Raw genomic sequence first — 12508 nt, 5'->3', positions numbered from 1 at the left:
AGGGGCACTGGTACGCCCGTGGGCACGGAGGGAACAGCGATGATGTATTGGGACGGGAACATGGGCGTCTGGGGGTACATCCTGATGGGCGTGAGCTTTGTGCTGTTCTGGGGCGCCATCATCACTGCCATCATCCTCTTCGCCCGCTCCATGGGAGTGGGCAGCCGGCGGTACGAGGGCGGCGCACCCGGTGCGGGCGTCGCCGAAAGTCTGCTCGCGGAACGGTTTGCCCGCGGTGAAATCGACGAGAGCGAGTACACCGCCCGCCTCACCGTGCTCCGGCGCGGCCGCGCAGGATGACCTGTCGGGCTGTCCGCCAGCTCCGGCCCGCAACCTTGACGGATACCCCTAGGGGGTATATGTTCGGGTTAACCGGAAAACGATGTCGCGGGCGAGAGCCTCTACGCAGTGAAGGTCCGGCAGTGGGCGCACCGCGCCGCTGTCCTCCTCGGAGACTTCTGCGAAAGGACGCGCCATGACCACTGACCCGAAGCCCGCAGGGGGGACAGCGACCACGCATCTGAAACGCACCGTCGTGGAGGTCCGCGGCCTGCATTGGGCCACCTCCAAAGCGGTCGTGGAACACGTCCTGCTGCAGCGGCCCGGAGTCGCCGCCGTCGATGCGAACCCGGTCGCCCAGACCGCGACCGTGAGCTATGACCCGTCCGTGACCTCCGTGGAGCAGATCTCCGGATGGATCCGGGACTGCGGATACCACTGCCGGGGCGAATCGGTCCCCGACCACGTTTGCTCCCCGATGGACGAAGCAGTGAGCACCGCTGGCAAGACCGGAACCGGCCATCCGTCCGAGCACGTCCACCCCGCCGGGACCGCACAACCGATGGAGCATGTGCACCCGACGGAGCCGGATCACCACGGAATGCACCCCGGTCATGCGCCGGAAACGGCGGAAACCCACCCCGGCCATGCCCATCCTCCGGCGGACAGCCATGCCGGCCACGGCCCGGGCCCGCACGGTGCGATGCCCCGGACCCCGCAGGACATGATGGGCCACGGCGGACACCACGGCGGAATGTCGATGGATGACATGGTCAAGGACATGCGCAACCGGTTCCTGGTCGCGGCAATCCTGTCGGTGGGTGTGACACTGTGGTCCCCGATGGGCCGGGACATGCTCGGCTTCACAGCGCCGACCCCGTTCGGGCTCCGGGATGACGTCATGGCCCTGATCCTGTCCCTTCCGGTCATCTTCTACTCGGCCTGGATCTTCTTCGACGGCGCCTACCGGGCGCTGAAGGCACGAACGCTGGACATGATGGTCCTTGTCGCGATCGCTGTGGGCACCGGATGGCTTTACAGCGTCTGGATCACCTTCACCGGCGGCGGTGAAGTGTTCTACGAAGCCGCCACCGTCCTGACCTCCTTCGTGCTCTTGGGCCACTGGTTCGAAATGCGCGCACGGGGCGGGGCGAACGAGGCCATCCGCACGCTGCTCGAGCTGGCACCGCCGGTCGCGGTCGTGATCCGCGACGGCGAGACGGTCGAGATCCCCACCTCAGGAGTCCAGACCGGGGACCTGCTGCTGATCCGGCCGGGATCGAAAATCCCCGTTGACGGGGAAGTTGAGGACGGCCAGTCAGAGGTCGATGAGTCCATGGTCACGGGCGAGAGCCTACCGGTGACCAAGACCAACGGCTCGGAAGTCATCGGCGCCTCGATCAACACCACCGGCACCATGCGGGTCCGGGCCACCAAAGTCGGTGCCGACACCGCCCTGGCCCAAATCGTGGCCCTCGTCCAGGAAGCCCAGAACTCCAAGGCACCAGGCCAGCGGTTGGCCGACCGGGCCGCATTCTGGCTCGTCCTGGTCGCCCTGATCGGCGGAACCCTGACGTTCGCCGCCTGGCTCGCCCTCGGCGCCGGAATCCAGACGGCCCTGCTGTTCGCGATCACCGTTGTCGTGATCACCTGCCCCGATGCCCTGGGCCTTGCCACGCCGACGGCGATCATGGTGGGCACCGGCCTCGGCGCCAAACGCGGCGTCCTGTTCAAGAACGCCACCGCCCTGGAAGTCTCCGCCCGGATCGACACCGTCGTGATGGACAAAACCGGCACCCTGACCAAGGGCGAACCGGAAGTCACCGACGTCGTCGTCGAAGGAATCGACCACAACGAACTCCTGGCCCTGGCCGCCGCGGTGGAGCACGAATCCGAACACCCGCTCGCAGCGGCCGTCGTCCGGCACGCCCGGGAACAGGGTGCACCCGTCCTGGCGGCCTCGGATTTCCTCAATGTTCCCGGGCACGGGGCCGGCGCTACCGTGGACGGGCGCCGGGTGCTGGTCGGCAACCGCAAACTCATGGCCAACGAAGGCATCGACCTGGGCCCGCTGGCCGCGGTCCGCGATGAACTGGCCGACACCGGACGGACCGCCGTCCTCGTCGCCGTCGACGGCAAGGCCGCGGCGGTGATCGCTTTGGCGGACGCCGCGAGGGAAACCGCGGCCGCCGCGGTCGCGGCCCTGCACGAGGCCGGGATCGAGGTTGTCATGCTCACCGGAGACAACGAAGCGACCGCCCGGAGGATAGCCGGCCAGCTGGGCATCGACACCGTCATCGCCGAGGTGCTCCCAGGAGACAAATCGGCCAAGGTAGCCCAGCTTCAACGGACAGGGAAAAAGGTCGCCATGGTCGGCGACGGCGTCAACGACGCCCCGGCCCTGGCCCAGGCCGACCTCGGCATCGCGATCGGCGCCGGCACCGATGTGGCCATCGAAACAGCCGACCTCGTCCTGATGCGCTCGGACCCGCTGGATGTGCCGATCGCCCTGCGGATCGGCAAAGGCACCCTGCGCAAGATGCGCCAGAACCTGGGCTGGGCCGTGGGGTACAACGCGATAGCCCTGCCGATCGCGGCAGGGGTCTTCGCCTTCGCAGGCCTTGTCCTCAGCCCGGAGATCGCGGCCCTGTCCATGTCCGGGTCCAGCTTCCTGGTCGCCGTCAACGCCCTGCTGCTCAAGAGGCTCAGGCTGCCCCGGCCCGAAACACCCGAGGCCACCACCGCGCGTGCTGACCGGCCGCTGGCCCCGGCCGGGACCCGCTAGGCGACCACCGCCATGGACCTCCGCCTCATCTCCCGGGTGCTGTTCCTGCGGGCCGCGTGGCGGAGACGGGACAACTGGGACGCCGCCAGGATCGCTTCCCATCAGGACCAAGCCCTGCACGAGCTGCGCCGCGCGACCTACGCAGGTTCTGAGTTCTACCGGCGCCATCACGCCGGCCTGCACGATGCCCCGCTGGACCAGCTACCGGCCGTGACGAAAGCGGACTTGATGGAGCACTTCGACGAAGCCGTCACCACACCGGGCCTGAGGCTGGCGGATCTGGAAAACCACCTTCTGTCCCTGACGCAAAGCGGGAGAGACCCGGGCCTGGCGTGGAAGGGCCGGTGGTGGGCTGCGGCAACGGCCGGAACTACCGGCCGGCGCGGAACCTTCATCTGGAACCGTTCCGAATGGGCGACCGTCCTGGCCTCCTACGCCCGAGCAAACGACTGGGCCGGGATCTCCGCCGGGCTGACCCGGCCACTGAAAATGGCACTGGTGAGTTCCCGCGTCCCCACACACCAGTCCGCCGTCGTCGGAGCGTCCCTGCGCTCCGGACTCGTCCCCACCCTCCGCCTGGACGTCACCGCACCCCTGGACGAGACGGTCGCCGCACTGAACCGGTTCCAGCCCAGGATCCTCGTCGGCTACGCCTCAGCACTGAAACCCCTCGCGGCAGAGCAGCGCGCCGGACGGCTGCACATCTCACCGCAAGGCGTGATGTCCGCCTCCGAAGTGCTCACCCCACACACCGCCTCGGAGCTGGAGACGGCATGGGGAAGTGCCCCCTTCGATGTCTACGCCGCCACCGAAACGGCCGGGATAGCCTCCCCCTGCACCTACCGGAACCGCCATGTCTACGAGGACCTGCTGATCATCGAACCCGTGGACCAGAACGGAAACCCCGTGCCGCCGGGGACAACGGGGGCCAAGCTCCTCGTCACCGTCCTGTTCTCCCGCACCCTTCCGCTGATCCGCTACGAAATGTCCGACACCGTCAGGTTGGGCGGACGGGGCTGCCCCTGCGGGCGCTCCTTCACCATTCTCGAGGACATCGAAGGGCGCGTCGAAGACGTCCTGCAGCTGCCAGGCAAAGCAGGCAATGTAAATGTCCACCCGATCGTGTTCCACCATGTCCTCGACCAAGCTGCCACCGCAGGCTGGCAGGTCATCCAGGAGGCCTCCGGACTGCGGGTCCTCCTGGCGGGCCTCGCACCTGGAGCCTCCATCCAAGGGGTTTCGACTTCCGTAGCGTGCGCGCTCAAAGAAGTCGGTGTAGTAGATACCCCGGTGGACGTACACGTTGTTGAACGCGTCGAACGGACCGCTTTGGGAAAGGCACCCTTCGTGCGGGGTTTAATGGGCCGGCGATGACAAGTTGGTCCTCCTTAAACAAACCCCGAGCGGGCTATTCGGCGAGGCGCCGGGGCGGGTCCCGGCCAGGTCCCTGGAGACGGTGACCATCCAAACGGTGAAGTCGTTGTGCCGGATGTCCAGTTCCATAGCCTTCCGAAAAGGCGCTATGACCGTCCGGTGGCGTTCACGGAATTGCCTAGGTTCGAGTGCAGGCGACTTCTGAAATGCGGTGCAGACGACTTCTGAAAATGACAATTTCGCGGCAGTGTTGTCGAGACAAACACTGCCGCGAAATGCCATCTCGGCGGTGTTTAAGGGACAGGTTCCGGGATTTCGGACAGCACGACGGCGGCGCTGCTGGTTTTCGCGTCCCGCCTGCGGTGAGCTTGGGGTATGGTTTCTCACTCACCCGCCGTTGATGTCCCGCCGCAGCCCTGGACCGGGCGGTACGACGGCGACGGCGCCGAGCACCGCCGCTGGTGGCAGGCCGTCACCCCGTACACTCCGCGCGCCGCCCCGGTCGCATCCGCGGCCGCCCGCCCCGCCGTCATCCTCGGCTTCGGCAGCGACGCCGGCGTGCGGCGCAACAAGGGCCGCACCGGTGCCGCCGCCGCCCCCGCCGCCATCCGGGCAGCGCTAGGCCCGCTCGCCTTCCATCTGGGCCGGGACGTGCACGACGCCGGTGATGTCACCGTTGCCGGGGATGCCCTGGAGGCCGGCCAGGCGCGCGCCGGACTCGCCATCACCAGCCTGCTCGACGCCGGGCAGCTTCCGGTGGTGCTGGGCGGCGGCCATGAGACCGCGTTCGCCAGCTACCTGGGCGTGGCAGGATCAGCTGCGGTCCGTGCGGGCCTGAGCGTAGGCGTGCTGAACCTGGACGCCCACTTCGACCTCCGCGACGAGGCCGTGCCCAGCTCGGGTACCCCGTTCCTGCAGATGGCCCGGGCGGAAGCCGCCGCGGGCCGCGAACTGAAGTACGCCGTCGTCGGGATCTCCGAACCAAACAACACCCGGGCGCTGTTCCGTACGGCAGCGGGACTGGGCGTGGACTACCTGCTGGACGAGGACTGCTCGGCGGCGGCCGCGCACACCTTTGTGGCGGCGTTCCTGGCCCAGGTGGACACGCTGTACCTGACCATCGACCTGGACGTGCTGCCGGCGTCGGTGGCGCCGGGTGTGAGCGCCCCGGCGGCGTATGGTGTGCCGCTGCCGGTGATCAGCGCCGTGTGCCGCCAGGTGGCCGCGAGCGGGAAGCTCCTGCACCTTGACGTGGCCGAGCTGAACCCGGAGTTCGACGTCGACAACCGCACCGCCAAGGTGGCCGCCCGCCTTATCACAACGCTGCTGGGCTAGGCGGCCTCAGACACGCTGCCCGGCCGGCGCACCGGCAAACCGCTCCGCGCCGGATGCCTGCGCCAGGACGTCGTCCACGAACCGCAGGATCTCCTCCCCGGCCAGGATCCCGGAAGCCGAGGTGACCGTGAGGTTCGGCCTGGTGAAGGCGTCGCTGTCGAGTTCGCCGTGCGCGGGCCGGATTGCGATGTCCGCGAGTTCAAGGATGCCGGCATCGAGCCGCGAGTCGCCGGCCGCGACGAGCAGACCTGTTCCGCTCCGCCGCCGGATCTCGTCCACGGCGGCTTCCTTGGTGATGGGGGCCGGCACGCAGTAGAGCTTGCGTCCTTGCAGGGACGTGATCCAGCCGCGGGACCGGCACCAGGCGGCGAGTTCCTCGAGGTACGCGTCGGGCAGCGCCTGCCGGTCAACGATCGAATACACGAAGAAGTCTTCGGCGGTCCGGACCCGCAGGACCGCTGGAACCGCCGCGCTGCCCGTCAGATGGTCCAGCACTTCCCGCAAGGGCGCGCAATCCGCCCCCAGGGACCGCTGGATGTGGCGGGACCACTCGGGGTCCGGCTCACCGTCGTGCAGCAGCACCGCGCCGTTCGTCGTCACGGCGTAGCCCCGGCCGAAGCCCGGCAGCCGCACCCGGGCGAACTGTGCCTGCGTGCGGGTGGTGACGGGCACAAAGACGCTCCGCTCCACGATCCCTTCCAGCAGCTCTTCGGCGGCCCGGGTCATGAAGGACAGCGGCGCCGCGTCGTAGACCTCGGCGACCACCATCCGGGGCGCCACATGGTCCGCTCCGGCGAGAGCCATGGAATTCGCCGAGTAGATCAGGGTGCGGTCCAGGTCGCTGGCAACCATGACCGGCGCGGTGCCCGGGTGGCGGCTCATACGTCCACCACGGCCCTGCCATCGGCGCCGGTCGCTCCCGGTGTGTGGAGAGGGTGGATCAGGCCCACGCAGCTGTAGGCCAGCCCCGGAACCTCCAGCACCTCGACCCCGCGCTGAGCTGCCAGGTGAAGGACGTGCGCGAGCTCGGGGACCGCCTCAGGGCGCACCAGCACCTTCCACGGCACGCGCCGCAGCAGGACCCTGGTGGTTTCGCCGACTCCCGGTTTGACCAGGTTGACGTTGTTGATGCCGAAACTCCTGCTGATGTCCTCCACGGCGGCCCATCCCGACCAGTCCGCCTCCGGCAGACCGCCGACCTCCGAGGGGGCGTGCGCCGCGGCAGCCTTGACCTCGTCCCGCACCCCGGAAAACTGCGCCGCGACCGCGTCCAGGAAGCCGTTGGAGACATCGCTGCCGGCCAGTTCCGAGTAGAACTTGGCGCCGTGGAAATCGCCGGGACCGATCAGTGCCTTGTTGAAGACGGTACGTGAGACGAGGCCGGAGACGGTCGAGTTCAGGCAGGCCGAGGGGACCAGATAGTCCTCCCGGGTACCGAAGATCCGCACACAGTGCCCCGGGTCCGCGAGGACGGCCAGGTCCGGCCGGAAGGCCTGCCCGTCGGTCTTTTGGAAAAGCCCGACGGCGGCCTGCAGCTCACGGGCAATCGCGCCCTTGCCGGTCCAGCCGTCCACGAACATGATTTGATCCGGGCGGTGGTGAGCGGCGAGGTAGCCGAGCGCGGTCTGGTCGATGCCGAGTCCACGCACGATGCTGATGGCATAGTGCGGCAGCTCCAGGCCGTGGACCTCCCATGCCCAGCGCTTCATCAGGATCCCCACCGGCGTTCCGGCCCGTGCCAGGGACACCAGGACAGGGGCGTTGCCGCGCAGTTTCAGGACCTGCTCCGTCAGGGTGCCGACTGCCCGGGCGATCCGGGCGGCCGAGCTCCCGAGCGCGGCCTGGAACAGCGCGCCGTACTCGGGCGATGGTTCGAACTCCTGCGGCAGCGATTCGGCGTAACTGGCTTTTCCGGATTGGATGGCGGCTTCACGTTCGGCCTTCGGCGCCTCCAGCTGCGCAAAACTCAGGTCTTTTAGCAGCCATTGCACGTCTCCCGGCGCGTAGGATCCGAAGGCGGGGCCGAGCAACGGCGTGGGGAACGGCGCCTGGCGCGGAAGCAGCACCAGCTGGACGTTGGCACCGCTACCCGCGACTGCCTCCACGATCCTGCCGGGAGCCAGCAGCTGGGCCTCCGGGGTGCCGGGCTCGGCCATGATCACTACCGTGTCGAATAGTCCCCCGGCGTGCGCGAAGTTGTAGGCAAACCGTGGCCCGGGTCCGTCCGGGGCATCATCGTCGCTGCCAAAGGCAATCGCCGACCGGATGGCGTAGCCCGGCTCGTCGAGGACCGCGATCGGCGACCTGGTGCTGGTCGAATAGCGGATGTCCGTGTCCGGGCACAGCTCCTGCAGCCGGGCAGCGACCGCCAGCGGGAGCGCCATGAACTCTTCGGTGGCCAGGACCAGGACCCGGGCTCCCGCCGCGGCGTTGTTGCGGCCGGGTGCACCGGGAAATGCGCCCAGGGTTGCGGCGAGGGCGTCGGCGATCTCCGCCGCCTGCCGCGGATCGGGGCGCCCGGCAACGCCGAAGCGGGCGCTGCGGACGGGCGGCACGACGCCGGCCAGGTCCAGCAGCCGGATTTGACCCCGGTCCGGACCGGCTGGATCCGGCAGCGGGAGGCTGCTGATCAGTTCCGCGGCGTCCGCGGCGAGTGTTCCCGGCAACTGGATGCTTCCCTGTGCCAGTGCCACGGCGCCGATCCTGGCGCCGATTTCGAGCGCCAGTGCGTCCAGTTCGTTCCGGTCCGCGCCGGAGCGCAGGTCAACGAGGGACGCCACGACATACCGGCGGTGCGGGGCCGTGCGGTGGAGTTCGCGGATGGTGTTGATGATGGTGGCGCCGGTGCTCAGCTCGTCATCGACCAGGACCACCGTTTCGGCCAGGTCCAGTGCGGCGCGGCTCGTGGGCAGTAACTGATGGGAGGTGGCGTGGGAATGCATCTCTTCGAACGCCCCGTACGGCGCTACCCCGTCGCTGCCCTGCCGGGTGGAGTGAATGTAGTAGGTCCCCAGGTGCCCGGCCACCAACTGTCCCAGCCCGGTGGCGGTTTCCGCGTAGCCGATGGTTACGACGCCGGCAAGTTCGGTGTGCTGTCCCGCGAGCAACGCGCAGACGTCTGCCACGGCGGACGCCCTGGCCTGCCGCTCCTCCGGGTACGCCGGATCCGCCGGGCTGTTACCGCCGTCCTGGCCGGCGTCCGCGGCCAGCAGCCGCCCAAGCCCGTCTGCGGCCTCGTCGATGACGGCCGTGAGCGATCCGGCGGCCGACGCGTGCCCGTCCCGGTCTGCGGCGGCGGAGCCCTGGAGTTCCCTCCGGATGAGGAGGGCAAGGAGCCAGCCGGCCGACGTCGTGATGCCTGGTTCGGTGGGGACGTGCTTGGCGAGAACCCGGGAGACGAGAAGATGGGCGCGCTTGGGATTGTTCCGCAGTGCCAGGCCGACGAGGGCTTTCACCGGCAACACACTGTGTCCGGGGTTCGAGGCGACGCCGACGCCGAGGGTATCGCGGACGTAGCTTCCGCTCCAGGGCGCCTCCGTACGGACTGCCTTCATCGCATGCTCGCTTCCAGTAGTTCGACAAAACTCACGCCGGGGCGGGCGACGCCGAACGCCCGGGCCCGCAGCAGGGTGCGCTCCGCCCAGGCGCGGTGCGGCTTCAACTCGTTCATCTTGTTTCCATAGGACGACGCTTTTACGCCTCCCCCCGCACTCCCGGCAATATCCAGGGCATCGAGGTATTCCTCATGGCTCACGACGCACATCGAATGCACTACGGGGACGTGGGTGGGGTGAATGACCGTTTTGCCGAGCAGCCCGTTGGCCAGGTCCAGCTCGATCTCGCGAATCAGGCCGTCCAGGTTGCCCATCAGGATGCGCTGGCGGAGCTCGCCTTCGTTGACGGCCTCGAACGGTGTGGACCGCAATTGCGTCCTCAGGACCCGCTCGGTGTTGACGAAGTGTTCCCACACGGGTCCGGAAATGACCCAGCCGTCCTGCGGGCGGCCGAAGATATTCACCACGTCGCCGATAATGTTGGCGACAACCTTGACGTTGTAGATGGTCAGGTCGCGGGAACGCCGCAGCCCGAAGGCGCCGGACATGTCCGTGGCACCGATCCGGACGCACAGCACCAGCTCGCGGAACTCTTCGATGAGGGCCAGGTTGTCCGTCAGCACCCGGACCCGCGACTCGAGATGGGTTGTCGACAGGTCCTCGATGATGGGCATGGCCTGCAGCGCCTGTGCCTCCGAAGCGCCGCCGCGGCCGGCCTCCTCGTTGAGCCGCTGCAGCGCCTCCATAAAGGCGCGTCCCCGCCCCGTTTCGTTCTCGAACTTGGGCAGGACGAAGCCGTAGACAACTCCCAGCGAGGCACCGGCCCGGCGTCCGACGTCGAGCAGCTGTTCGGGGGTGCGGCACCGGATGAAGATCAGTGGCAGCCCGCCCGGCTCGTCCAGGGAAAGCTCCGCCAGCGCCGTGAGCAGGTTCTCCTCTGCCGCGGGCACTTCATCATCCGGCACGGCGTCCTCAAGGCAGATGACGATACTCAGGCACCCGGCCCCGGCCTGCTTCCGGATGCCCGGCGCGAGGCCGCTCCGGGTGGCCGGCGAGTAGAGGGTGGCGCCCAGGGCCACGGCGAGCAGTGCCGGGTCCGAGGTGCGGTGAAGGACCTCGGGGCGCAGATGGAAAAGCCGATCCTTGACGGATTCAGCCAGGGCTCTGAAGTGCTGCATCTTCCCCTAATTGTTAGCTGTGGTGTGCTGCCGGTCAGCGCAGGATTACCCGTTGGTCCAGTGGAATCGTCATCGTGAACCCAAAGGTGGCCCAGATGGCCGCGTCGGAGGCATCTGCCGGGACGAACTCGGCGCGAACCTCAAGGACCGCACCGATCCGCACGACATACAGAACGCTCCGCAGGCCGCCGTCGTTCCGGGCAGCGACCGCGGCGGCGGCGCCGTCGAAGACTCCGATGGTCAACGGTGTCTCTCCGGCGATGAACAGGGCGCGGCGCAGCAGCCGGACGTGGCGCAGGGACACGATGCCGGACAGGTCCTGGATACCGGCCAGTGGCCGGTTCCCGGGGGTGCTGACCGGAGTGCCGGCCTTGTGACCGTCCGCGTGGTGGGCACCCGTGGTGAGGTTCTGGTCCTCCCAGGCCACCGAGCGGGCTCCGGCCACCAGGAGCGAGCCAATCGCGGATTGCCTGGCGTTCAGGCGCACCACCGGGTTTGCTTCCCCCAACTCNTCAGGCGCACCACCGGGTTTGCTTCCCCCAACTCGCGGAGGCTGCCAAAGGCCGGGGCCGGGAACAGCCGCTCCGCGGCCGCCGGAGCGGGGCGGGGCGCCGGGCCGGGCCGGGCCGCCGCGGGGCCGCCGGTCGACGGGGTGTGTGCCGGGCCGGCGCCGAGCGTGAGTCCCGCGGAACCTGTCGGGCCGGCGGGGCCGGAAACCCTCGGGCCGCCGCCGAGTGTGAGTCCCGCGGAAACGGTCGGACTGGTCTGTCCGGGGTCCAGGGGCAGGGCTGTGCTGGCAGGCGCGTGCGGTGTGGTTTCCGGCTGCTTCACGGCTTTCCGGCGACGGCTGAGGTAGTCAATATCGGTCCGCACCGGGCTTCGGTTCAACGTCATGGTCAGAGCTTCAACTTGAAGTCTGCGGCAACGGCGGCGAGACCGGCCTCATAGCCTTGACCGAGGGCCCGGAACTTCCAGCCCCCGGCATGCCGGTACAGCTCTCCGAGAATCATGGCGTTGATCTTGTCCAGGTTCCCGCGCGGCACGCTGAAGCGCAGCAGTTCCCGGTCCTGCTCATTCGCGACCCGCAGGTAGGCGTTCTTGACGGCGCCGAACGTGCCGGGCCCCCGGACATCCGGATCCACGTAGAGCAGCACCGCGATCTTGCTGACCGCCTCGGGCACCCGGTGGAGGTCGACGTCGATCTGTTCCCGGTCTTCCGTTCCGGCGAAGGCGATGCTGCCTTCGGGGCTGGCGATCTGGTTGAAGAAGACGAGGTGGTCATCCGAAATGGCGCGCCCGTCCGGCCCGCACATAATCACCATCGGAACCAGCTCGGCTTGCGGCCCGCGGCTGGGCACCATTTCCCAGCCGATTCCGAGCAGTACTTTCCCGAGTCCGGGGTTCTCTGCGGTGAGGGCGGCGTTGCTGCCCGCGACCATCGAAGCCACTAGTTTCCTTCCAAGCGAAGACCGTCAACATCAAATTTGTCCCTGAGGAACTGACCGTGAACCGCCAGCTCCGTGATGGCCCCCGTGCGGACCTGGTTGTCCAGGTTCCTGACGGTTGAATAGAGCATGTCGAGCTGCTCCAGCAACACCGTGGTGTCCTTGGAATCCTCGTCCCGAGACGAAGCGGCCAGCATCAAATATGCGCGCAGCGGGGACGGCAAATAATCGGTGATGACGGCGTTCAGGAGGACGCGCTGCTCGGTGGACGCCCCTGATCCCCCGATATAGCCGATCAGGGCGCGGAGGATGTCGGCCAGCGCCAGCAGTTGTGAGACCACAACGGTGGGCAGGTCCGCGCCCTTGCCCAGGGCCATCCGGCGCAGCTCTTCGAGCGCCGCCCCGGTGGCTGCCAGCTCGCCGTCAGCCGGATCGACGGCGACGGGAAGTTCGGCACCGGAGTCGGCAGCGGCGTCGGCAGCAGAGCGGTTACCCGCTCCGCTGCCGAACAGCGAGCCTAAGAATTTTGCGACCATAGCCCGTAAGCCTATTGCTCAG

The 12508-nt window shown here is 68.3% G+C and carries 10 protein-coding genes; 4 read left to right on the top strand and 6 right to left on the bottom strand.

The annotated features are described in order from the left end of the window. Positions 1 to 39 precede the first annotated feature (39 nt). The 4 genes from ACZYZE_RS01850 to hutG all read left to right on the top strand — a co-directional run bounded on the left by ACZYZE_RS01850 (position 40) and on the right by hutG (position 5773). Positions 40 to 300 carry an SHOCT domain-containing protein gene (locus ACZYZE_RS01850; protein ID WP_459317818.1) on the top strand — a complete coding sequence of 87 codons (261 nt, stop codon included), beginning with the start codon at positions 40 to 42 and terminating at the stop codon, positions 298 to 300. Between the two features lie 175 nt (positions 301 to 475). Next, positions 476 to 3064, top strand: a complete 2589-nt coding sequence (locus ACZYZE_RS01845) for a heavy metal translocating P-type ATPase (protein WP_463905909.1) — start codon at positions 476 to 478, stop codon at positions 3062 to 3064. Between the two features lie 12 nt (positions 3065 to 3076). Continuing rightward, positions 3077 to 4438, top strand: a complete 1362-nt coding sequence (locus tag ACZYZE_RS01840) for a phenylacetate--CoA ligase family protein (RefSeq protein ID WP_463905908.1) — start codon at positions 3077 to 3079, stop codon at positions 4436 to 4438. Between the two features lie 375 nt (positions 4439 to 4813). Continuing rightward, positions 4814 to 5773, top strand: coding sequence for a formimidoylglutamase (gene hutG, locus ACZYZE_RS01835; protein ID WP_463905907.1), 960 nt, complete (start codon positions 4814 to 4816; stop codon positions 5771 to 5773). Positions 5774 to 5779: 6 nt separating this feature from the next. Here hutG and ACZYZE_RS01830 read toward each other — a convergent pair whose 3' ends face one another. The 6 genes from ACZYZE_RS01830 to ACZYZE_RS01805 all read right to left on the bottom strand — a co-directional run bounded on the left by ACZYZE_RS01830 (position 5780) and on the right by ACZYZE_RS01805 (position 12486). Beyond that, positions 5780 to 6655 carry an HAD family hydrolase gene (locus ACZYZE_RS01830; RefSeq protein ID WP_459317822.1) on the bottom strand — a complete coding sequence of 292 codons (876 nt, stop codon included), beginning with the start codon at positions 6653 to 6655 and terminating at the stop codon, positions 5780 to 5782. Then, positions 6652 to 9327, bottom strand: a complete 2676-nt coding sequence (locus ACZYZE_RS01825) for a phosphoribosyltransferase domain-containing protein (protein ID WP_463905904.1) — start codon at positions 9325 to 9327, stop codon at positions 6652 to 6654. The genes ACZYZE_RS01830 and ACZYZE_RS01825 overlap by 4 nt, the downstream gene beginning before the upstream one ends. Then, positions 9324 to 10505, bottom strand: a complete 1182-nt coding sequence (locus ACZYZE_RS01820; protein WP_459317824.1) for an HpcH/HpaI aldolase/citrate lyase family protein — start codon at positions 10503 to 10505, stop codon at positions 9324 to 9326. Before ACZYZE_RS01820 ends, ACZYZE_RS01825 begins: the two co-directional genes overlap by 4 nt. Positions 10506 to 10539: 34 nt before the next feature. Then, on the bottom strand, positions 10540 to 10995 hold the full coding sequence (locus tag ACZYZE_RS01815; RefSeq protein WP_463905902.1) for a hypothetical protein: 456 nt from the start codon (positions 10993 to 10995) through the stop codon (positions 10540 to 10542). Between the two features lie 406 nt (positions 10996 to 11401). After that, positions 11402 to 11944: a TerD family protein gene (locus ACZYZE_RS01810; protein ID WP_459317927.1), complete on the bottom strand. Its 543-nt coding sequence runs from the start codon at positions 11942 to 11944 to the stop codon at positions 11402 to 11404. Positions 11945 to 11952: 8 nt separating this feature from the next. Next, positions 11953 to 12486, bottom strand: coding sequence for a hypothetical protein (locus tag ACZYZE_RS01805; protein WP_463905901.1), 534 nt, complete (start codon positions 12484 to 12486; stop codon positions 11953 to 11955). Between the last annotated feature and the right edge of the window lie 22 nt (positions 12487 to 12508).

The organism is Pseudarthrobacter woesei, assembly GCF_055412745.1.
The sequence above is the reverse complement of the archived record's forward strand: the minus strand, read 5'-3'. Positions and strand labels throughout refer to the sequence as shown.